This is a genomic window from Bradyrhizobium sp. Ghvi, from assembly GCF_900115265.1.
In the GTDB taxonomy this organism is placed as follows: domain Bacteria; phylum Pseudomonadota; class Alphaproteobacteria; order Rhizobiales; family Xanthobacteraceae; genus Bradyrhizobium.
Genome location: NZ_FOVU01000001.1, coordinates 1,359,758 through 1,382,085, shown reverse-complemented (window position 1 = coordinate 1,382,085; position 22,328 = coordinate 1,359,758). Strand labels below are relative to the sequence as shown.

The following is a 22,328-nucleotide window of genomic DNA, read 5'->3' as shown; positions in this document are numbered from 1 at the left end:
GACCGAGTTAAGCAACCTCCGATAATCCCAGGAATTTCGGCCGATTTGCGGGCAAACCCGGGTTGCCGGAGGGAGCCGGCTGGCCTACCTATGGCCCATGAAATTCCTCGACGAAGCAAAGGTCTATATCCGCTCCGGTGACGGCGGAAACGGCTGCGTGGCGTTCCGCCGCGAGAAGTTCATTGAGTTCGGCGGTCCCTCCGGCGGCAATGGCGGCCGCGGCGGCAATGTCATCATCGAGGTCGCCGATGGCCTCAACACGCTGATCGACTACCGCTACCAGCAGCACTTCAAGGCCCAGAAAGGCGAGAATGGCATGGGCTCGGACCGCCACGGCGCCAACGGCAAGAACATCGTGCTGAAGGTCCCCGTGGGCACGCAGATCTTCGACGAAGACCGCGAGACGCTGATCCACGATTTCACCAAGGTCGGGGAAAAATTCGTGCTGGCCGAGGGCGGCAACGGCGGCTTCGGCAACGCGCATTTCAAATCCTCGACCAACCGCGCGCCGCGCAACGCCAATCCCGGCCAACCCGGCGAAGAGCGCTGGATCTGGCTGCGGCTGAAGCTGATTGCGGACGCCGGTCTCGTCGGCATGCCCAATGCCGGCAAGTCGACCTTCCTCTCCAAGGTCAGCGCGGCGCGGCCGAAGATCGCCGATTATCCCTTCACCACGTTGCACCCGCAGCTCGGCGTCGTGAACGCCGACGGCCGCGAATTCGTGCTGGCCGACATTCCCGGCCTGATCGAGGGCGCGCATGAAGGCACCGGCCTCGGCGATCGCTTTCTCGGCCATGTCGAGCGCTGCCGCGTGCTGCTGCATCTGATCGACGCCACCTGCGAGCACGCCGGCAAGGCCTACAAGACCGTGCGCAAGGAGCTCGACGCCTATGGCGGCCAGCTCACCGACAAGATCGAGATCGTCGCCCTCAACAAGATCGACGCGGTCGAGCCGGACGAATTGAAGAAGCAGAAGGACCGCCTGAAGCGCGCGGCGAAGAAGACGCCGCTGCTGATCTCGGGCGTCACCGGTCAGGGCGTCAAGGAAGCCTTGCGCGCGCTGGCCGATGTGATCGGCGAGAGCCCGGTCTCGGCCAAAGCAAAGAGCGCGGCCGAAGCGGAGCCGTGGTCGGCTTGAGGCGGGCGACGCTCTCTCCACACCTCTCCCCAACGGGGAGAGGTCGATTTGCTCCCGGCGATGCGAAGCATCGTCCGGCGCAAATCGGGTGAGGGGGTTCAGGTCCCACGAGAGAGCGTAACCCCTCACCCGGCGCTGCGCGCCGACCTCTCCCTTCGGGAGAGGTTGTCTTCGCGCCATCGATAGAGCAGCATCCGGAGGATCGATAAGGGCCGGAGATAAGCATGGCGAGGCCGAAGAACGTTCTCTGGATCATGTGCGACCAGCTTCGCTATGATTATCTCGGCTGCACCGGCCATCCCACGTTGAAGACGCCCAACATCGACGCCATGGCGAGGCGCGGCGTGCTCTTCACCAAGGCCTATGTGCAGTCGCCGATCTGCGGTCCGTCGCGGATGTCGTTTTACACCGGCCGCTACATGCGCTCGCACGGCTCGCACTGGAACGGCTGGCCGCTGCGCGTCGGCGAGCCCACGCTCGGCGATCATCTCAACAAGATCGGCGTGCGCAACGTGCTGGTCGGCAAGACCCACATGGCCCCTGATATCGAAGGCATGAAGGCGCTCGGCATTCCGCCGGAATCCGTCATCGGCGTGCATGTCGCCGAATGCGGGTTCGAACCGTATGAGCGCGACGACGGCCTGCATCCAACCGGCCGGGCGCGTCCCAAATACGATGAATATCTGCGCGAGCACGGCTTTGAAGCCAGCAACCCATGGGAGCATTGGGCCAATTCAGGCGCAGCGGACGACGGTAGCTTGCAGAACGGCTGGCTGCTGGTGCACGCCGACAAGGCCGCGCGCGTGCCGGACGAACATTCCGAAACGCCCTACATGACGCGCCGCGCGATGGACTTCATCAGCGAGGCCGAGACCGACGGCAGGCCGTGGTGCCTGCATCTGTCCTACATCAAGCCGCACTGGCCCTACATTGCGCCAGAACCCTACGCCAGCATGTATTCGACCGATGACATGATCCCGGTGATCCGCTCGATGCGCGAGCGCCAGAACCCGCATCCGGTGTTCGGCGCCTATATGGACATGCGCTACTCCCGCAACATGGCGCGCGACGAAGCCCGCGAGAAAGTCATCCCGACCTATATGGGCCTGATCACCCAGATCGATGACCAGATGGGCGTGCTGATGAAATTTCTGGAGGCGCGCGGCCTCCTGGACACCACCATGATCGTGTTCACCTCGGATCACGGCGATTATCTCGGCGATCACTGGATGGGCGAGAAGGATCTGTTCCACGAGCAGTCCGCGAAGATTCCGCTTGTTATCATCGATCCCTCGAAAGAGGCCGACGCCACCCGTGGCACGCGCTGTGATGCACTGGTCGAAGCCATCGATCTCGCGCCGACCTTCGTCGATTATTTCGACGGCAAGGTGCCGGGCCACATCCTGGAAGGACGTTCGCTGCTGCCGCTGCTGCGCGGCGAGAAACCGGAATGGCGCAAGGTGGCATTCTCCGAATACGACTATGCCATGCAGGATGTCAGGCTAAAGCTGAACCAGCCGATCGAGCGCTGCCGCCTGTTCATGGTGTTCGACGGCCGCTGGAAATACATCCACGCCTCCGGCTTCCGCCCGATGCTGTATGACCTGGAAACCGATCCGGAAGAATTTCTGGATCGCGGCGACGACCCTGCCTGCGCCGGCATCATCGCGCGGCTGCAGGCCGAGCTGTTCGATTGGGCGCTGCATCCCAACAACCACATCACCACGCCGCGCGAGAAGATCGCGAACTATGCCGACAATCAGCTGCAGGTGAAGGGCGGGATTCTGATCGGCATCTGGGATGAAGCCGAGCTCGCGGCGATCAAGGATGGGATCGCCCAGCGCGCGAAGATGTGAGTGAACAGGGCAACTCTCTCCGCTCCTCATGCCCGGGCTTGACCCGGGCATCCACGTCTTGCGTCAATCGGTGATGCACGTGGATGGCCGGGTCAAGCCCGGCCATGACGACGGAGTGCAAGGCGCGAGCAATGCCTAATTCTCGATCTTGTATCCCGTCTCCTTCACGATCGGCTGCCAGAACGCCGTGTTCGCAGCGAGCTCCTTCGATAGCTCCTCCGCGCTGCTGCCGACCGGGATCAGCCCGATTGCCGTGAGCTTCTCCTTCACCTCAGGCTTCGCCAGCGCCGCACTCGCAGCCACGCCGAGCCTATTGGCAAACTCCGGCGGACTGCCGGCGGGAAGCCACATGCCGTACCACGCATCGGCAACGAGATTGATGCCGTCCTCCTTCAGGGTCGGAACGTCGGGCGCGAATGGCGAACGTTGCGCGCTTGAAACCCCGATGATCTTCACGCTCTTGGCGCGATGCTGCGGCAGCGCATCGGCCAATGTCACGATGCCGAATGAGATGTGGCCGCCGATGATGTCGTTGAGAACTGGCGCGCTGCCGCGATAGGGCACGCGGGTCAGGGGAATGCCGAGATCCTTCTCCAGCTTCGAGCCGGCGAAGTGCGGAATGGTGCCGTTACTCGGCACACCGAAAGAGGTTTTGTCGGGATGCGCCTTCAGCCAGGCGACGAATCCCTTGAAGTCGGCGACATCCATCGCCGGCCCAACTACAAGCGCGAATTCGAACCGCGCCAGCAGCGAAACCGGCATGAAGTCTTTCGCCGTATCGAAGCTCGGCGTCGTCTCCACCATCGGTAGGAGATACATGGTGGGGCCCGTCGTCACCAGCACCACACTGCCGTCGGGGCTTGCGCCCTTCACCGCCTTGATGCCGATCAGGCCATCACCGCCGGTGCGGTTCTCGACTACAATGGTCCGTTGCAGCGTCGGCGCCATCTCCTGCGCGATCAGCCGGCACAGTGTATCGCCGCCGGCGCCCGCCGCGAACGGGAAGATGATCTTGCTCAAGGCGGCCTGCGCTCGCACCTCGCCGGCTTGCGCCAGCAGTGGCAGACCGACACATCCGGCGATGAATTTGCGGCGATCCATTCGTTTCCCCATCGGCCTGTTCTTGGTTGACGGCATTAGAACCGTGCCAGCGAACAAGACAAGGCCGACCTTCGCCGTTTACCATCCCGGCCGCCTTGCGCCGGCCATCGTCCTGCTGCAAAAGGCAAGCCTAACCGGCGCCGCCAGTCGCTTCGCCGTTTTCCGAGCAACTTCGTCCTGTAGCGCCAACATATACGCACATGGCCAGCCCCGAACTCAGTCAATTCCGCCGCATCGTCGTCAAGGTCGGCTCCGCGCTGCTGGTCGATTCCGACAAAGGCGAGGTGCGGGCGTCCTGGCTGGCTGCGCTCGCCGACGACATGGCCAAGCTGCACAAGGAGGGCCGCGACATCCTCGTTGTGTCGTCGGGCTCGATCGCGCTCGGCCGCAGCCGGCTCAAGCTGCCGCGCGGGCCGCTGAAGCTGGAGGAGAGCCAGGCCGCCGCCGCCGTCGGACAGATCGAACTGGCAAGGATCTGGTCGGAGGTGCTCGGGGCTCATGGCATCGGCGCCGGGCAGATCCTGGTGACGCTGCAGGACACCGAGGAGCGCCGCCGCTATCTCAATGCCCGCTCCACCATCGGCAAGCTGCTGGAGTGGCGCGCGATCCCCGTGATCAACGAGAACGATACGGTCGCCACCACCGAGATCCGCTACGGCGACAATGACCGTCTCGCCGCGCGCGTCGCCACCATGGCGAGCGCCGATCTGCTGGTGCTGCTGTCGGACATCGACGGGCTCTACGACGCCCCGCCGAAGAACAATCCGAACGCCAAGCTCATTCCGGTGGTCGAGAGCATCTCCTCCGAGATCGAGGCCGTGGCGGGAGACGCCGAGTCCGAGCTCTCGCGCGGCGGCATGCGCACCAAGGTCGAGGCCGCCAAGATCGCCACGACCGGCGGCACGCACATGCTGATTGCATCAGGCAAGATCGAGCATCCGCTTCAGGCGATCGCCGATGGCGGCCGCTGCACCTGGTTCCTCACGCCCGCCAACCCCATCACGTCGCGCAAGCGCTGGATCGCCGGCACGCTGGAGCCGAAGGGCACGCTGACCATCGATGCCGGTGCGGTGAGGGCGCTACGCGCCGGTGCCAGCCTGCTGCCCGCCGGCGTCATCAAGGTCGAGGGCCAGTTCACCCGCGGCGACGCCGTGATCGTGCGCGGCCCCGACACCAGCGAGGTGGGCCGCGGCCTGATCGCCTATGACGCTGAAGTCGCCGAACGGATCAAGGGCCGCTCTTCGCCTGAGGTGATGACCATCCTTGGCATCAGCGGCCGGTCGGAGATGATCCATCGCGATGATCTGGTGGTGGGAGGGTAAAGGGTCTTCTCCGTCATTCCGGGGCGGTGCGCCAGCACCGAACCCGGAATCTCGAGATTCCCCGGTGCGCAATTGCGCACCTGTGGTCTGGTCCTTCGGACCATCCCGGAATGACGGCAAAACCGCCTTCCGAAGCCCTGCCATACCCTCCCCGCCCTTCGCAGACGCGGGATTTCCGTGCTAGGACATCGCCTTAGCAAAAGGTTTGACCCCATGGCCGCCCCCCTCAAAGCCGTCGACGGCAATGCCGATCTTCAGGCGCTGATGTCCGATCTCGCCACCAAGGCCCGCGCGGCCGCGCGCGTGCTGGCGCTGGCGCCGCCGGAGCAGAAGAACCGGGCGCTGGAAGCCATGGAGCGGGCGATCCGCAGCAGTGCAGCCGCGATCCTCGCCGCCAATGCCGAGGATGTCGCTGAAGCGCGTGCCTCGGGCAACGCCACGTCTTCCTTCATCGATCGCCTGACGCTGACGCCGGCGCGGGTCGAAGGCATGGCCGAGGGCATCGCCATCGTGCGCGGCATCGCCGATCCCATCGGCGTCGTCACCGAGAGCTGGCAGCGGCCGAACGGCATGACCATCGAGCGCGTGCGCGTGCCGCTCGGCGTCGTCGGCGTGATCTTCGAGAGCCGGCCGAACGTGTCCGCGGACGCCGGCGTGCTCTGTTTGAAATCAGGCAACGCCGTGATCCTGCGCGGCGGCTCCGACAGTTTCCGCTCCTGCCGTGCGATCCACCAATGCCTGGTGCAGGGCCTGCGCGAAGCGGGCCTGCCTGAAGCCGCGATCACGCTGGTGCCGACGCGCGACCGTGCCGCGGTCGGCATGATGCTGTCCGGTCTCAACGGCTCGATCGATGTCATCGTGCCGCGCGGAGGCAAGAGCCTCGTCGCGCGCGTCGAGCAGGAAGCGCGCGTGCCTGTCTTCGCGCATCTCGAAGGCGTCAATCACGTCTATGTCGACGCCAGCGCCGATCTCGCCATGGCGAAGTCGATCGTGCTCAACGCGAAGATGCGCCGCACCGGCGTCTGCGGTGCGGCCGAAACGCTGCTGGTCGATCGCGCCGCGGCCGGCAGAAACCTGAAACCACTGATCGAGATGCTGCTCGATGCCGGCTGCGAAGTGCGCGGCGATGAGACGGTGCAGAGAACGGACGTGCGCGTAAAACCTGCGAGCGAAGACGATTGGGACACCGAATATCTCGACGCGATCATCGCGGCAAAGGTGGTCGACGGCGTCGACGGCGCCATCGCACACATCCAGGACCACGGTTCGCACCACACCGACGCGATCGTGAGCATGGATGAAGCGGCTGCAAAGAAATTCCTGAGTGAGGTGGATTCCGCGATCGTACTGCACAACGCCTCGACGCAGTTCGCCGACGGCGGCGAGTTCGGCTTCGGCGCCGAGATCGGCATCGCTACCGGCCGCTTCCATGCCCGCGGCCCCGTCGGCGCCGAGCAGTTGACGAGCTTCAAATATCGCGTTCACGGCACCGGTCAGACGCGGCCGTAAGCAACGTTGCAGGGCGCGGGGCATTGAGCAACAAATTCGTCGTGCCGCGCTTCGTGGCGCAAGCGGTCCCGCCCCACACACCGGGCATGCGCATCGGCCTGCTCGGCGGCTCGTTCAACCCGCCGCATCAGGCCCATCGCGCGATCAGCCGCTTCGCAGTCAAGAGATTGCAACTCGATCGCGTCTGGTGGCTCGTGACCCCGGGCAATCCGCTCAAGGAGAACGGCAATCTTCATGAGCTCGGCGCGCGCATGCAGGCCGCGCGCGACGTCGCCAGCGACCCCAGGATCGAGGTGAGCTGTCTCGAATCCGTCATTCGCACCCGCTATACTATCGACACGATCAACACCTTGCGCCGCCGCTTCCCGGGCCTGCGCTTTGTCTGGATCATGGGCGCCGACAACCTCGCTCAATTCCATCGTTGGCAGGACTGGCGGCGTATCGCCGCCCAGGTGCCGATGGCAGTCATCGATCGCCCGCCGCAAAGCTTCCGCGCCCTCGCCTCTCCCGCCGCCAGGGCGCTGGCGCCATACCGCCTGCCGGAGAACAAGGCAGCGCTGCTTGCGGAGCGGTCGGCGCCGGCGTGGGTGTTCCTGACCGGATTGAAGCTGAATCTGTCCTCAACCGGCCTGCGGAACCCGGACGGGAGCTGGAAAGGTACGATGTGAGGTGAAGTGTGCGGATGTGGGGCTCTCTGGCATATTGAAACCCTTAACCCCACATGATGTAGTGTAACCAGTGGGCGCCGGATTCGGCGTTCGCGATACAGTGAAAGGAATGGTCCCTGACCACATCTGTATTGTCCAAGGCTGTTTTACCCAAGGTTGCCAAGCCTACGCGTAAAACATCGACCAAAGCTGCGGCCTTGAAGGCGCAACCCGACGCCGACAAGACGCTGAGCCTGATCCTCTCCCGCCTCGAGGATATGAAGGCGGAAGAGACGGTCACCATCGACCTTCGCGGCAAATCGGCGTACTCCGACTACATGATCGTCACCACCGGCCGGGTGAACCGGCACGTCGGCGCGATCGCGGAGAACGTGACGAAGAGCCTCAAGGAAACCGGCATCAAGAACATCCATGTCGAGGGCTTGCCCAATTGCGACTGGGTGCTGATCGATTCCGGCGATGTGATCGTGCACGTTTTCCGACCCGAGGTCCGCGAGTTCTACAATCTCGAGAGATTGTACACCCAGGGCCCAGGGGCGGCGAAGGCGATCTAGGCCGGCTCGATAGGCCGACTTTGGCCGATTTCAAATCGGCTGACGCGCATGCTAGCGTCGTGCGCGCGCATGGTGCGCGCGATTTAAGAGACGCTATGCGTGTTGCTGTCATTGCGGTGGGCCGGCTGAAGCAGGGCCCCGAACGGGAGCTTGCCGACCGCTATTTCGAGCGGTTCGACGAGACCGGCCGCAAGCTCGGATTCCGCGAGCTCACCATCCAGGAAATTCCGGAGAGCCGCGCGCGCGACACCGCAACGCGGATGGCCGAGGAGGCCGCGGCCATCTCGGCCCATATCCCGGACAAATCGATCCTGGTGGCGATGGACGAGCGCGGCCAGAATCTCGCGTCCACCGTATTCGCACGGCATCTCGGACGCTGGCGCGACGAGGGCGCCGGTCATACTATCTTCGTGATCGGAGGGGCGGACGGACTTTCGCCCGAATTACGCCGTAAGGCCAAACTCGCGATCGCGTTCGGCTCTGCGACCTGGCCGCATCAAATGGTCCGCGTCATGCTTCTGGAACAGCTATACCGAGCCGCCACCATCCTGGCCGGCCATCCCTATCATCGCGCGTGATTCGCGCTACGACGAGCACCTTGCCCAAGAACCTTGACCCTGCCCGACAGATGCGAGCGCCGATCCTCAATTGGTTGCTGATTGCGAGCTGCGCCGGTGCAAGCCTCTTCGTCGGCGCAAGCCTCGCGCAAGCTCAGACGGCGGCACCGTCGCCAGAGACCGCGGCTATCTCGCCCGATGCCATCAAGCAGCGCGAGCAGGAGCTGGAAGCCGCGCGCGCCCGGCAGAAGAGCGCGGAGGAAGCGCAGGCCAAGCTCAAGGCCGAGATCACCGCGCTCGGGCAGGACCGCACCCAGCTCAATCAGCAATTGATCGACACCGCCGCCAACGTCCGCACCGTCGAGACCAAGATCGACGAGGCCGAGGGGCGGCTGAGGACGCTGAACGGCCGCGAGCAGGAGGCTCGCGCCTCGCTCGATTCGCGCCGTGCCGACATCGTCGAGGTACTGGCGGCGCTGCAACGTGCAGGACGGCGCACGCCGCCGGCGCTGTTGGTGCGGCCGGAAGATGCGCTGCAATCGCTGCGCACCGCGATGTTGCTCGGCGCTGTCGTGCCGGAATTGCGCAGCCGTGCCGAAAAGATCGCAAGCGAGCTCGGCGAGCTCGTGGCCTTGCGCAAGAGCATCGCGAGCGAGCGCGACCAGCTCGCCTCCGACCGCGACAAGATCCGCAACGACCAGGCCAGGCTCACCGCGCTGGTCGACGAGCGGCAGCGCCAGCAGGCTTCGCGCGAAAAGGACCTCGATGCCGAGAATTCGCGCGCCATCACGCTGTCAAAGCAGGTCGGCGATCTCCAGGGGCTGATCGCCAAGATGGAGCAGGACCTGCAAAGCGCCGCCAAAGCGGCCGAGAAGGCGGCCGAGGCCGCAAAGCAGGCGGAGGCCAAAGAGGCCAAGGCAGCGGCCGACGCCAAGCCTGGACCTGCCGTGTTCAAGGACCGCTCCCGGACCAGCCCGGCCATCCTGTTCGCCTCGGCCAAGGGGCTCCTGCCGCTGCCGGTTAACGGTAACAAGATCAGGGACTTTGGCGGTTCCGATGGGCTCGGCGGCGTACAGAAGGGCATCTCGCTGGCCACCAAGCCCGGCTCCCAGGTCACGACGCCGTGCGACGGCTGGGTGGTCTATGCCGGCCCGTTCCGCAGCTATGGACAACTCTTGATCCTCAATGCCGGGGGCGGGTATCATGTCCTGATCGCCGGGATGGAGCGCATTTCGGTCAACATCGGACAGTTTGTGCTCACGGGGGAGCCGGTCGCGACCATGGGGTCGACCTCTCAAGTCGCCTCCATTCTCGCCACGAACGCGAGTCAACCTGTGCTGTATGTCGAGTTCCGTAAAGACGGCACTCCAATCGATCCAGGCCCATGGTGGGCCGCAAATGAAGGCGAGAAGGTTCGCGGATGATGCGCAAGACTTCAGTTATCCTCCTCAGCGCGGCCACCGGTGCGGCGCTGACGCTGTTCGTGACCCAGCCGCGCGCGGTGTTCATGGGCTCCAGCGCGCGAGCCGCGACCGCGGACACTTATCGCCAGCTCAACCTGTTCGGCGACGTCTTCGAGCGTGTGCGCTCCGACTATGTCGAGAAGCCCGACGACACCAAGCTGATCGAATCCGCCATCAGCGGCATGCTCTCCGGTCTCGATCCGCATTCGAGCTACATGGACGCCAAGAGCTTCCGCGACATGCAGGTGCAGACCCGCGGCGAGTTCGGCGGCCTCGGCATCGAGGTCACGATGGAAGACGGCCTGATCAAGGTGGTCTCGCCGATCGACGATACGCCCGCTTCGCGCGCCGGCGTCATGGCCAACGACATCATCACCAATCTCGACGATGAGGCGGTGCAGGGCCTGACCCTGAACCAGGCGGTCGAGAAGATGCGCGGGCCGGTCAACACCAAGATCAAGCTCAAGATCATCCGCAAGGGCCAGGACAATCCGATCGACGTCACGCTGGTGCGTGACAACATCCGCGTCCGTTCGGTGCGTGCCCGCGTCGAGGCCGACGACATCGCCTATATCCGCATCACCACCTTCAACGAACAGACCACCGAGGGCCTGAAGAAGGAGGTTGCCAACCTCTCGGGCCAGATCGGCGACAAGCTCAAGGGCTACATCATCGACCTCCGCAACAATCCCGGCGGCCTGCTCGAGGAGGCCGTCACCGTGTCCGACTCGTTCCTGGAGAAGGGCGAGATCGTCTCGACCCGTGGCCGCAATGCCGAGGAGACGCAGCGCCGCACCGCGCATGCGGGCGACCTCACCAAGGGCAAGCCGGTCATCGTGCTGATCAACGGCGGCTCGGCCTCGGCGTCGGAAATCGTCGCCGGCGCGCTGCAGGACCACAAGCGCGCGACCATCGTCGGCACGCGCTCGTTCGGCAAGGGCTCGGTGCAGACCATCATCCCGCTCGGCTCGGGCAACGGCGCGCTGCGCCTGACCACCGCGCGCTACTACACGCCGTCGGGCAAGTCGATCCAGGCCAAGGGCATCGTGCCCGATATCGAAGTGCTGCAGGACGTGCCGGACGAGCTGAAGTCGCGCACCGACACCAAGGGCGAGGCTTCGCTGCGCGGCCATCTCAAGAACGACGGCGACGAGAAGACCGGCTCGCAGTCCTACGTCCCGCCGGATGCCAAGGACGACAAGGCGCTCAAGCTCGCCGACGACCTGCTCCACGGCATCAAGAACAGCGCCTCCGCGGCGCCGACGCCGGGCAGCGACAACAAGGCCGCGCCCGCGGACAAGCCCAAAGCGGCGAACTGATCGCATTCATCCGATCTGTCGGAAAAGGGCGGCTCCTGGAGCCGCCCTTTTTGCTTGGAACTCCCGGCCCAAACGCCCGGCCTAAACTCCTGGCCTCCCCGGCCTATCCCGGCCTGCCGCCACTTGACCGCGGCGTGGTATCGTCGGTGGAGTGATTCGGGATCGCGCATGACTGAGACGGTCGATGATCTGAGCGCCCCGCTCGGACAGGACAAGCCGCGCCGGAAACGGCGGCTGCGGCTGCCGTTCACGGCCATGCAGCTGCTGGCTTTCATGCTCGGCCTGTTCCTGGTCGCCTTCGCGGGTTTTGCCATCTTCAACAAGGACCCGCTCGGCGGCGAGCCGATGACGCGGATCGCGATCCCCGATCCGAAGGCCCCAGGTGAGAAGGCCGCCGCGGCCGCCGGCGAAGAGCACGCCCGCGAGGGCAAGCATGCGACCAGGGAAGCGCCGAAAGAGGCCGCCTCCGGCGAGCACAAGACCGTCACCATGATCGACGGCTCGACCGGCGCCCGCCACGATGTGGTGATCGGCGCTGGCGATGCGGCCGACAAGGGCGAGGCGGCTTCCGCGCCTCCGGCCGTCATGGGCGGGATTGACCCAAAGCTGCTGGAAAAATCCCGCTATGGCATGATCCCGGTGATCTCGGGCGATCTCAAGCCGTTCAACGTCTACGCAGCCGACGCCGACCGCGCCAAGGCCGCGAAAATGCCTGTCGTGGCGATCGTGATCGGCGGCCTCGGCGTCGGGGCCGCCAAGACCACCGATGCGATCATGAAGCTGCCCGGCGCCGTGACGCTGGCGTTCACGCCTTATGGATCGGATCCTGGAAAGCTCGCCGAGCGCGCCCGCGCCCAGCGCCACGAGATTTTCTTGCAGATCCCGATGGAGCCCTACGACTTTCCGGACAATGATCCGGGTCCGCAGACGCTGCTGACCTCGCTCACCACCGACCAGAATACCGATCGCCTGTACTGGCATCTGAGCCGGATGCAGGGCTATGCCGGCATCACCAATTTCATGGGCGCCCGCTTCATTGCGACCGAGCCGGCGATGCAGCCGATCATCCGCGAGGCGGCCAAGCGCGGGCTCGGCTTCTTCGACGACGGCTCATCGCCCCGCAGCGTCGCGTCGATGGCTGCGGCAAGCCTGTCCGTGCCGTTCGGCAAGGGCGACATCGCGCTCGACGCCGTGCCGACCCCGACCGAGATCGATCGCGCCCTGAACAAGCTGGAATCCATGGCCCGCGAGCACGGCGTCGCCATCGGCACCGCCTCTGCGCTGCCCGTCTCGATCGAGCGGGTCGGCGCCTGGATCAAGACATTGAGCGACCGAGGTATCCTTTTGGTGCCATTGACATCAGCGATGCTGAAATCAAAATCCAGCTAAATCAACGAATTGGTACGCCACGGGCCCGCGCGCCTGATAGCGTCCCGGCAGCACGCGAGAGGGTTTGGCGGAATGGCGCGTTATGAGGATCTGCCCTACCGAACCTGCGTCGGTGTCATGCTGATCAACAAAGAGGGCCTGGTGTTCATCGGTCGCCGCGCCGGCGGCATCGAGCATGTCGACGAAAGCCATGTCTGGCAGATGCCGCAGGGCGGCGTCGATCCCGGCGAGGACACTTGGGACGCGGCCAAACGCGAACTCTACGAGGAGACCAGCGTGCGTTCGATCGAGCGGCTCGGCGAGGTGCCGGACTGGTTGATCTACGACATCCCGCGCACAGTGGCGGGACGTGCCTGGAAGGGCCGCTACCGCGGCCAGCGTCAGAAATGGTTCGCGGTGCGCTTCACCGGCAAGGACAGCGAGATCAACGTCGCCAATCCCGGCGGCGGTGGCCACAAGGCCGAATTCGTCAGCTGGCGCTGGGAGCCGATGAAGAATTTGACCGGGCTCATCATCCCGTTCAAGCGTCCGGTCTATGAGCGCGTGGTGCAGGAGTTTTCCGCGCTGGCGGAGGATTGATCCTTGGTGTCGTCCCGGGACGATGCGCAGCGTCGAACCCGGGACCTCGAGATTCCGGGTTCGATGCTACGCATCGCCCCGGAATGACGACGAGAGATATTTGCAAGTGAACGATCAAAAGCCCTACCGCCCCAACGTGGGCATCGCCCTCTTCAACGCCACCGGCCACGTCCTGATCGGCCACCGCTTCAAGGGCGACGGCCCCGAAATCATCTTGCCGGGACTCGACTGGCAGATGCCGCAGGGCGGCGTCGACGAGGGCGAGAATTTGCGCGATGCGGCGATGCGCGAGCTGTGGGAGGAGACCAACGTCGTCAGCGCCGAATTCCTCGGCGAGACCGACTGGCTCACTTACGAATTCCCGCCCTATGACGGGCCGCAGACGCATCGGCTGGCGAAATTCCGCGGCCAGCGCCAGAAATGGTTCGCACTGCGCTTCACCGGCAAGGACGACGAGATCGACCCGCTGACGCCGCGCAACGGCCAGCCCGCGGAGTTCGACGCGTGGCGCTGGGAGCGGCTCGATCGCGTTGCCGACATCGTGGTGCCGTTCCGCCGCGACGTCTATTGCGCCGTGGCGCAAGAATTTGCGGCCTTCGCTGGCTGAAATCGCAAAAACAACCCCATGCACAGTAGAATGGGGATTGAAATCATTGCAGCATTTTCGCCGCGCAGGCCACCGGCCTAATTCGTCGGCGCCACCGTGAACGGGCCGATCGCGATCACGTGGCAGTCGCGGTCGTGCTTGCCGCAGTCGGCGAGCGCGCCGTTGACGGCGCTCTGCTCGTCGACCGCCTTGATACCCAGACCCGGGCGGCCTGCGGTGCCGACCGCGACCGCGTTCCAGCCCATGCCATCGCCGAGCTTGCGCACGACGTCGTCGCGGGCATCGGCAATGATCGAGGGATGAGTCGCGACGTGGAAGAAGCCAACGGCCCTGAGCAGGGTCGGGATCGGCACGACGAAGACGTCGTCGACCGCCACGATCATGCAAGGAGAGCCCGCGATTGCGCCGCAGGACTCCAGCGAACGGCGCGCCGCATCGTCGACCGACGTCGCGCCCAGCGCCATGAAATATTGCCCGCCCGGACCGAGCGCGACCGTGCGCGATTTTGCGGCCACCGCGTAGATGTTCTCGAGCCGGGTCTTGGCCTGGTCACGCAGCATCGGAAAATCCTTCGGCGCGAATGGTCGCTCGGTCGTGCTGTCGTGCCGCACCCAAGGCTGCGGCGGCATCGGCGGACTGCCGTGGCTGTAGACCACCTTGTTGCCGACCGCATAGATCTCGCAGCGCCGCGGTGATTGCGCGGCGTCGGCGCGCTTCTGGCACTGGTCGACCGCAGCGTTGCGCGCGACCTCCTCGGTCGACTGATTGAGCGCGGAGCCGTAGAAGCCGCCGATGTTCAGGGCATAAGCCTTGTAATCTCCGGCGGTCGAATATTCGTTGCTGAGAAACGAACGCTGACGCTCGCCGATGAACGGCACCGCGTCCACGGGAAACTTGCCGTTCGATTCCGCCGGGGCCATTGGCATTGGCGTCGCCGCAGCCATTTGGGTCGGCGCGGAAGTCGGCATGGGCGCGGACATTGACGCCTTCGCGGCCATCGCCGGCGTCGGGCTGGGTGATGGCACGGCAATCGGAGGCGACGATGCGGCGGTGGATTTGACCTGACCGGTCTCGAGCTTGGCGAAATAGAGAAAACCGCCGACGCCGATGGCGACGACCGAGACCACGCCAACCACCAGCGGCCACATCCAGTGCGGCGCGGCTGCCGGTTTGGCGATCTTCTTCAGCTGCGGCGTCGCATAAGACCCATCCTCGCGCCGCATCGCCACCATATAGGCGTGCACCGGCATCGGGATGTTCTTCACCTCCTGCGCGCCGATATCGGCGAACTGCACCGACAACTTGTTGGCGACCTGTTCGTGCACCGCGCGGGAGACGCAGATGCCGCCGACTTCCGCCAGTCCCTCGAGCCGGGCTGCGATGTTGACGCCGTCACCCAGCAGATCGCCGTCGCGCTCGACCACGTCACCGATGGTGATGCCGATGCGGAACGACATCTGCCGGCTCGGCGGATAGGCCATGTTGCGGGTTCGCAAGGACTCCTGGATGTCGATCGCGCAGCGCACCGCGTCAACCGCGCTCGGGAATTCGGCGAGCACTGCGTCACCGGCGGTGTTGAAGATGCGCCCGTTTGCCTTGGCGATGAAGTCGTCAATGACCTCGCGATAGGAGGCCAGACGCCGCAGCGTCTCCTCTTCGTCCTCCGCGACCAGCCTTGAGTATCCGGCAATATCGGCTGCGAAGATCGCTGCGATCTTGCGTTTCATCTGTGACCCGCCCCGGAACAAGTTCCGCGGGCGCAGAATGCCGCTATCTCCGGCGCGGTGCAACAAAGTTTCAGCGCCCGTCACATCAGTGACGAGCGCTGAACCTGTTCAGGAATCTGGAGTTCTATGCCCCGGTGCGATGCGCCGGGGCTTAGTGCATAGCCGTCGTGTTCAGCTGCTGCTGGATGCTCTTGAAGTGATCGAGCCGCTCGATGGCATGATCGAGCTCGTCACCCTCGTGCTCTTTCAGGTTTTCTTCCATCTCCGAGATCGTCTCGGCGAATTGGGCCCGGTCGAGCTCCGCCAGCGAGGTGGCGACGTCGGCGAGCACAGTCAGGCCCTTTTCGGAAACTTCGGCAAGTCCGCCCAGCACGATGATCTTTTCGTGCTTACCGCCGGTGGTGACGGTGAGGATGCCCGGGCGGATCGCAGCCACGACCGGCGCATGACCTGCCAACACACCGAAGTCACCCTCGACGCCGGGAACGTCGACCTGATCGACTTCGCCCGAGAAGGCGAGCTTTTCCGGAGAGACGAGATCGAAGTGGAAGGTGGCCATGGGAAACCTTGCGAATGGTGAGTAGCGAATGGCGAGTGGCGAAAAGAGCAGCGCGTCTATTCGCTGCTCCCTATTCGCCATTCGCCCTTAGGCGGCTTCCGCTGCCAGCTTCTTGCCCTTCTCGACCGCCTCTTCGATGGTGCCGACCATGTAGAAGGCAGCTTCCGGCAGGTGGTCGTACTTGCCTTCCACCAGGCCCTTGAAGCCCTTGATGGTGTCGGCGAGGTCGACGAACTTGCCAGGCGAACCCGTGAAGATTTCGGCGACGTGGAACGGCTGCGACATGAAGCGCTCGACCTTGCGGGCGCGGGCCACGGTCAGCTTGTCCTCTTCCGAAAGCTCGTCCATGCCGAGAATGGCGATGATGTCCTGAAGCGCCTTGTAGCGCTGCAGCACCTGCTGGACCTGACGGGCGACCGCGTAATGCTCCTCGCCGACGACCAGCGGGGAGAGCATGCGCGAGGTCGAGTCGAGCGGATCCACCGCCGGATAGATGCCCTTTTCAGCGATCGAGCGCGACAATGTGGTGGTCGCGTCAAGATGCGCGAACGAGGTCGCGGGCGCCGGATCGGTCAAGTCGTCGGCCGGAACGTAGATGGCCTGCACCGAGGTGATCGAGCCCTTCTGCGTGGTGGTGATGCGCTCCTGCAGCGCGCCCATGTCGGTCGCGAGCGTCGGCTGATAGCCCACCGCCGAAGGAATACGGCCCAGGAGCGCCGACACTTCCGAGCCGGCCTGGGTGAAGCGGAAGATGTTGTCGACGAAGAACAGCACGTCCTGGCCCTGGTCGCGGAAGTCTTCCGCGATGGTCAGGCCGGTGAGCGCGACGCGGGCGCGGGCGCCGGGCGGCTCGTTCATCTGGCCGAACACCAGCGCGCACTTCGACTTCACGCTCGGATCCGGATTCTTCGGGTCGGCGTTGACCTTGGATTCGATGAACTCGTGATAGAGGTCGTTGCCCTCGCGGGTGCGCTCGCCGACGCCGGCGAACACGGAGTAACCACCGTGCGCCTTCGCGACGTTGTTGATCAGCTCCTGAATCAGCACGGTCTTGCCGACGCCAGCGCCGCCGAACAGGCCGATCTTGCCACCCTTCGCATAGGGAGCGAGGAGATCGACGACCTTGATGCCGGTGACGAGAATTTCAGCCTCGGTGGACTGGTCCGTGTAGGTCGGCGCTTCCTGGTGGATGGCGCGCAGGCCTTCGGTCTTGACGGGACCGGCTTCGTCGATCGGCTCGCCGATGACGTTGATGATGCGGCCGAGCGTGCCTTCGCCGACGGGAACGCGGATCGGCGCGCCGGTGTCGGTCACTTCCTGGCCGCGGACCAGACCTTCGGTGGTGTCCATCGCGATGGTGCGGACCGTGGACTCGCCGAGATGCTGGGCGACTTCGAGCACCAGGCGGTTGCCGCCGTTCTTGGTCTCGAGCGAGTTGAGAATGGCCGGGAGGTGGCCTTCGAACTGCACGTCGACGACGGCGCCGATGACCTGGGTGACGCGACCGACCTGGGCTGCCATTGAATGTCTCCTTCGATCCGAACTTCTAAGCCGCGGTCAATTCGACCGGGATGTTGCGTTGATGGGTGCCGATGCGTCTTTGCTAGACGGCTTCGGCGCCCGAGATGATTTCGATCAGTTCCTTGGTGATCTGCGCCTGACGCGTCCGGTTGTAGACCAGCGTCTGCTTGCGGATCATTTCGCCTGCGTTGCGCGTCGCATTGTCCATCGCGCTCATCTGCGCGCCGTAGAACGAGGCGTTGTTTTCGAGCAGTGCGCGGAAGATCTGGACCGCGAGGTTGCGCGGCAGGAGACGGGTGAGGATCTCGTCCTCCTCCGGCTCGTATTCGTAGGACGTCGTGTTGGCGCCAGCGCCCTCCTCGACCACCAGCGGGATGATCTGCTGGGCGGTCGGGATCTGTGCGATCACCGAACGGAAACGCGAGTAGAACAGCGTGCAGACATCGAACTCGCCGGCATCGAACCGCGCCAGAACCTTCTTGGCGATGTCCTCGGCGTTGACGAAGCCGAGCTGGCGCACGCTGCGCAGGTCGAGATGCTCGACGATCTGCTTGTCGAACTGGCGGCGGAGCTGCTCGTAGCCCTTGCGGCCGACGCAGAAGAATTTGACTTCCTTGCCTTGCGCGATCAGCGCCAGCGCACGCTCGCGGGCGAGACGCACGATCGACGAGTTGAACGCGCCTGACAGGCCGCGCTCGCCGGTGCAGACCAGCAGCAAATGAACCTGGTCGCGGCCGGTGCCGGCCAGCAGCGTCGGCGCGCCGGGCGAGCCCGCGGCCGCGCTGGCGATATTCGAGATCACCGCGCTCATCTTGTCGGCATAGGGACGTGCAGCTTCCGCGGCGGTCTGCGCGCGGCGCAGCTTCGAGGCCGCGACCATCTGCATGGCCTTGGTGATCTTTTGCGTCGCCTTGGTGGAGGCGATGCGCACGCGCATGTCTTTAAGTGACGCCATTCTTCGTTCACCCCGGCGGCCTGACCCTTTGGCCTGACCGCAACCCTATCCATTCGTCATGCCCGGGCTCGTCCCGGGCATCCACGTAGCTGCCTCGCACGCCGATAGACGTGGATGGCCGGGACAAGCCCGGCCATGACGGCAGTTTTATGCAAAGGACTTCGCGAAACCTTCGACCACCGACTTCAGCTTGGCAGCGGTGTCGTCGGAGAGATCGCGGCTGTCGCGGATCGCGTTGAGGATGTCGACATGCTTGCCGCGCAGCAGCGAGAGCAGGCCGTCCTCGAACGCCTTGACCTTGTTGAGCGGCAGCGGATCGAGATAGCCGTTGGTGCCGGCCCAAATCACGCAGACCTGCTCTTCCATCTTCAGCGGCGAGAATTGCGGCTGCTTCAGGAGCTCGGTGAGGCGCGAACCGCGGTTGAGCAGGCGCTGCGTCGAGGCATCGAGGTCGGAGCCGAACTGCGCGAACGCCGCCATTTCGCGGTACTGCGCGAGCTCGCCCTTGATCTTGCCGGCGACCTTCTTGGTGGCCTTGGTCTGCGCCGAGGAGCCGACGCGCGACACCGACAGACCGACGTTCACCGCGGGACGGATGCCCTGGAAGAACAGGTCGGTTTCCAGGAAGATCTGGCCGTCGGTGATCGAGATGACGTTGGTCGGGATGTAGGCCGACACGTCGTTGGCCTGGGTTTCGATGACCGGCAGCGCCGTCAGCGAGCCCGAGCCCTGGTCCTTGTTCAGCTTCGCCGCGCGCTCGAGGAGGCGGGAATGCAGGTAGAACACGTCGCCGGGATAGGCTTCGCGGCCCGGCGGGCGACGCAGCAGCAGCGACATCTGGCGGTAGGCGACGGCCTGCTTGGAAAGGTCGTCATAGATGATGACCGCGTGCATGCCGTTGTCGCGGAAGTACTCGCCCATGGTGCAGCCGGTGAAGGGCGCGATGTACTGCATCGGCGCCGGATCGGAGGCCGTGGCGGCGACGACGATGGAGTATTCGAGCGCGCCCTGCTCTTCCAGCACCTTCACGAATTGCGCGACGGTGGAGCGCTTCTGACCGACCGCGACATAGACGCAGTACAGCTTGATGTTCTCGTCCGGCTGCGCGTTGAGCGGCTTCTGGTTCAGGATGGTGTCGAGCGCGATCGCGGTCTTGCCGGTCTGCCGGTCGCCGATGATCAGCTCGCGCTGACCGCGGCCGATCGGGATCAGGGCGTCGATCGCCTTGAGGCCGGTCGCCATTGGCTCGCTCACCGACTTGCGCGGAATGATGCCGGGCGCCTTGACGTCGACGCGCATGCGCTTGTCGGCCTGGATCGGACCCTTGCCGTCGATGGGATTGCCGAGCGCGTCGACGACGCGGCCGAGCAGGCCCTTGCCGACAGGCGCGTCCACGATGGCGCGGGTGCGCTTGACGGTCTGGCCTTCCTTGATCTCGCGGTCGGCACCGAAAATCACGACACCGACGTTATCGGTTTCGAGGTTCAGCGCCATGCCGCGGGTGCCGTTCTCGAACTCGACCATTTCGCCGGCCTGGACGTTGTCCAGACCGTAGACGCGGGCGATACCGTCGCCGACGGACAGCACCTGTCCGACTTCGGAGACTTCAGCTTCCTGGCCGAAATTCTTGATCTGGTCCTTGAGGATCGCGGAAATTTCCGCGGCGCGGATGTCCATCAGCCTGCCTCTTTCATCGCGTGCTTGATCGAATTGAGTTTGGTGCGAAGCGAACTATCGACCATGCGGCTGCCAAGCTTCACGACGAGGCCACCGATGATCGAGGGATCGATCTTCACGTTGAGCGCGACGTCCTTGCCGGTCACCGACTTCAGGGCAACCTTGAGGGCATCGAGATTCTTGTCCGAGAGCGCTTCCGCCACCGTCACATCCGCCGTCGCTTCGCCCTTGAACTTGGCGACCAGGGCGCGATAGGCGCGGATGACGTCAGCTACCGCGAAAAGGCGGCGGTTGGCGGTCAGCACTTTCAGGAAATTGGCGGAGATGCCGGCAATGCCAGCCTTGTCCAGCACGGCCGCGAGGGCCTTGGACTGGGCGTCGGCCGCGAAAACCGGGCTGCGGACGAGGCGCTTCAGATCGGCGCTCTCGTTCAGCAGAGCCTCGAACCTGTCGAGGTCGGCTTTGACCTCGTCGACCACTTTCTGGTCGCGGGCCAGTTCAAACAAGGCCGTTGCATAACGGCCCGACACACCTGAAACGGACGTATCTTCTGCAGCCACAGACGCGCTCTTTGTGCTGTCAAATTCGCAAGGGAAAAACCGTCGCCACAACGCGGCGCCTAGCGATCCAAGCCCTTGGAATTCAAGCGGGACTTCGATTTTCGACCGACACGGGAAGTGCCGGGCTCGTTAAAATCGCGGCTTTGCTAACATAGCAGGCGCGCAGGTGCAACATGACGCCAAATTAAAGGCACGACCTTCTGTCGCCAGTTCGTCGCACATTGCGACAGCTCCGCAGCGATCGACGCGGGACGCGTCATGTCACGGAATTGCCGCGAGCGTTACGGCGGCCTGACGCCCGTTGGTTCCCGCCCTCAGCGCATAGCGGCTATGAACACGGCTCGCTGAGCCGTGACCGGGCTCTGCCCGCCGAATACTTACCGAATTCTAAATGCCGCGAGTAAAGACTTCGCTCTACAGTATTCGCAAGTAATACCTTGGTTAAAGATTCGTTAAAGTGAAATATTACGGAACATCCGCCGATTATCGATTCCGGTCACAAGATATTTCATCAGGACACATACCGGAATTACTGCCCAATTCATGCCTCATTGGGAATCGAAACGCCAACCCGCTCACAAACTGATGGGGGCTCCACTAGCCACATATGTGGCAATACTAGCGTAGGGACCATTCAATGCTGTCTTTGAAGACGCTGGGCACTGTAACCCGGCCGCGTACGGCGATCGCATTCGTCGCTGCAACTCTCCTCGTCGGTGGAACTGCCACCGAAGCTTCGGCCAAATCCAGGCATCACCATCGGGGTTCTCACCGCCACCACGTCCAGGACGCGTCCAACGACGCCTTCGGTTGGCGCAACGCCAATGCGTCGATGACGCCGTCGCAGGGCACGGGCCGCAGTTTCTCGGGCATGGCCTCCTATTACGGCAACGAGTCCGGCAGCCGCACCGCCTCGGGTGCACGCTTCAACCAGAATGCCCTGACCGCTGCGCACCGTTCGCTGCCGTTCGGCACCAAGCTGCGCGTCACCCATGGCGGCCAGAGCGTCATCGTCACCATCAATGACCGTGGCCCGTTCGTGCGCGGCCGCGTGCTCGACCTCTCCACCGGCGCGGCCCGCGCCATCGGCCTCACCGGTGCCGGCGTCGGCCGCGTCACCGCGGAAGTCGTCTCCTAACGGCGCTTCCCGAGCCTGATCTCACACGCGCAGTTTTCATCAGTTTGCTGCGCGAATGAAACAAGCCCGCGGTCTTGGGGGACCGCGGGCTTTTTGTTATTTGGCCAGCGCCCTCAATGTCCGTCATTC

At 64.4% G+C, this 22,328-nt stretch carries 20 protein-coding genes; 13 read left to right on the top strand and 7 right to left on the bottom strand.

The annotated features are described in order from the left end of the window. Nucleotides 1–97: 97 nt before the first annotated feature. Together obgE and BM374_RS06520 are read left to right on the top strand one after the other, a co-directional pair. Nucleotides 98–1,138, top strand: a complete 1,041-nt coding sequence (obgE, locus tag BM374_RS06525) for a GTPase ObgE (RefSeq protein WP_092290008.1) — start codon at nt 98–100, stop codon at nt 1,136–1,138. Between the two features lie 224 nt (nt 1,139–1,362). Further along, nucleotides 1,363–2,994 (top strand): alkaline phosphatase family protein, encoded by a 1,632-nt coding sequence (locus tag BM374_RS06520; protein WP_092290007.1) that lies wholly within the window; start codon nt 1,363–1,365, stop codon nt 2,992–2,994. 135 nt (nt 2,995–3,129) lie between these two features. Here BM374_RS06520 and BM374_RS06515 read toward each other — a convergent pair whose 3' ends face one another. Further along, the gene (locus BM374_RS06515) at nt 3,130–4,095 is read right to left on the bottom strand and encodes a Bug family tripartite tricarboxylate transporter substrate binding protein (RefSeq protein ID WP_177248125.1); all 966 of its coding nucleotides are present in this window, start codon (nt 4,093–4,095) and stop codon (nt 3,130–3,132) included. 200 nt (nt 4,096–4,295) lie between these two features. On the opposite strand from BM374_RS06515, the gene proB reads away from it, so the two are divergent. The 10 genes from proB (at nt 4,296) to BM374_RS06465 (ending at nt 14,062) form a co-directional block, all read left to right on the top strand. Then, on the top strand, nt 4,296–5,417 hold the full coding sequence (proB, locus tag BM374_RS06510) for a glutamate 5-kinase (RefSeq protein WP_092290003.1): 1,122 nt from the start codon (nt 4,296–4,298) through the stop codon (nt 5,415–5,417). Nucleotides 5,418–5,630: 213 nt separating this feature from the next. After that, nucleotides 5,631–6,926 carry a glutamate-5-semialdehyde dehydrogenase gene (locus BM374_RS06505; RefSeq protein WP_092290002.1) on the top strand — a complete coding sequence of 432 codons (1,296 nt, stop codon included), beginning with the start codon at nt 5,631–5,633 and terminating at the stop codon, nt 6,924–6,926. Between the two features lie 23 nt (nt 6,927–6,949). Beyond that, nucleotides 6,950–7,594, top strand: coding sequence for a nicotinate-nucleotide adenylyltransferase (locus BM374_RS06500; protein ID WP_177248124.1), 645 nt, complete (start codon nt 6,950–6,952; stop codon nt 7,592–7,594). Between the two features lie 197 nt (nt 7,595–7,791). Then, nucleotides 7,792–8,148: a ribosome silencing factor gene (gene rsfS / locus BM374_RS06495; protein WP_092289999.1), complete on the top strand. Its 357-nt coding sequence runs from the start codon at nt 7,792–7,794 to the stop codon at nt 8,146–8,148. A 95-nt stretch (nt 8,149–8,243) separates the two neighbouring features. After that, on the top strand, nt 8,244–8,726 hold the full coding sequence (gene rlmH, locus BM374_RS06490; protein WP_092289997.1) for a 23S rRNA (pseudouridine(1915)-N(3))-methyltransferase RlmH: 483 nt from the start codon (nt 8,244–8,246) through the stop codon (nt 8,724–8,726). A gap of 50 nt (nt 8,727–8,776) precedes the next feature. After that, complete coding sequence (locus tag BM374_RS06485) at nt 8,777–10,129, top strand: murein hydrolase activator EnvC family protein (protein WP_092289996.1); 1,353 nt, start codon at nt 8,777–8,779, stop codon at nt 10,127–10,129. Continuing rightward, nucleotides 10,126–11,487 carry a S41 family peptidase gene (locus BM374_RS06480; protein ID WP_092289995.1) on the top strand — a complete coding sequence of 454 codons (1,362 nt, stop codon included), beginning with the start codon at nt 10,126–10,128 and terminating at the stop codon, nt 11,485–11,487. The genes BM374_RS06485 and BM374_RS06480 overlap by 4 nt, the downstream gene beginning before the upstream one ends. Before the next feature lie 168 nt (nt 11,488–11,655). Continuing rightward, complete coding sequence (locus tag BM374_RS06475) at nt 11,656–12,876, top strand: divergent polysaccharide deacetylase family protein (protein ID WP_092289994.1); 1,221 nt, start codon at nt 11,656–11,658, stop codon at nt 12,874–12,876. A gap of 72 nt (nt 12,877–12,948) precedes the next feature. Further along, nucleotides 12,949–13,455 carry an RNA pyrophosphohydrolase gene (locus BM374_RS06470; protein ID WP_092289993.1) on the top strand — a complete coding sequence of 169 codons (507 nt, stop codon included), beginning with the start codon at nt 12,949–12,951 and terminating at the stop codon, nt 13,453–13,455. A gap of 106 nt (nt 13,456–13,561) precedes the next feature. Continuing rightward, nucleotides 13,562–14,062, top strand: a complete 501-nt coding sequence (locus BM374_RS06465) for an RNA pyrophosphohydrolase (RefSeq protein WP_092289992.1) — start codon at nt 13,562–13,564, stop codon at nt 14,060–14,062. A gap of 77 nt (nt 14,063–14,139) precedes the next feature. Here the strand turns inward: BM374_RS06465 and BM374_RS06460 are convergent, their stop codons facing one another. The 6 genes from BM374_RS06460 to BM374_RS06435 form a co-directional block, all read right to left on the bottom strand. Further along, a complete protein-coding gene (locus BM374_RS06460) occupies nt 14,140–15,789 on the bottom strand; it encodes an adenylate/guanylate cyclase domain-containing protein (protein WP_092289991.1) in 1,650 nt (549 codons plus the stop codon). A 151-nt stretch (nt 15,790–15,940) separates the two neighbouring features. Continuing rightward, on the bottom strand, nt 15,941–16,348 hold the full coding sequence (locus tag BM374_RS06455; RefSeq protein ID WP_092289989.1) for a F0F1 ATP synthase subunit epsilon: 408 nt from the start codon (nt 16,346–16,348) through the stop codon (nt 15,941–15,943). Between the two features lie 87 nt (nt 16,349–16,435). Next, nucleotides 16,436–17,869 carry a F0F1 ATP synthase subunit beta gene (atpD, locus tag BM374_RS06450; protein WP_027561880.1) on the bottom strand — a complete coding sequence of 478 codons (1,434 nt, stop codon included), beginning with the start codon at nt 17,867–17,869 and terminating at the stop codon, nt 16,436–16,438. Nucleotides 17,870–17,951: 82 nt separating this feature from the next. Continuing rightward, nucleotides 17,952–18,824 carry a F0F1 ATP synthase subunit gamma gene (locus tag BM374_RS06445; protein ID WP_092289987.1) on the bottom strand — a complete coding sequence of 291 codons (873 nt, stop codon included), beginning with the start codon at nt 18,822–18,824 and terminating at the stop codon, nt 17,952–17,954. A gap of 147 nt (nt 18,825–18,971) precedes the next feature. Continuing rightward, on the bottom strand, nt 18,972–20,501 hold the full coding sequence (gene atpA / locus BM374_RS06440; RefSeq protein ID WP_035702888.1) for a F0F1 ATP synthase subunit alpha: 1,530 nt from the start codon (nt 20,499–20,501) through the stop codon (nt 18,972–18,974). Then, entirely contained in the window at nt 20,501–21,061 is a 561-nt protein-coding gene (locus BM374_RS06435; RefSeq protein ID WP_092289984.1) for a F0F1 ATP synthase subunit delta, read from the bottom strand. The genes atpA and BM374_RS06435 overlap by 1 nt, the downstream gene beginning before the upstream one ends. Before the next feature lie 637 nt (nt 21,062–21,698). Between BM374_RS06435 and BM374_RS06430 the strand changes: the two genes are divergently transcribed. After that, on the top strand, nt 21,699–22,199 hold the full coding sequence (locus BM374_RS06430) for a septal ring lytic transglycosylase RlpA family protein (protein WP_092289983.1): 501 nt from the start codon (nt 21,699–21,701) through the stop codon (nt 22,197–22,199). The last annotated feature ends 129 nt before the right edge of the window (nt 22,200–22,328 follow it).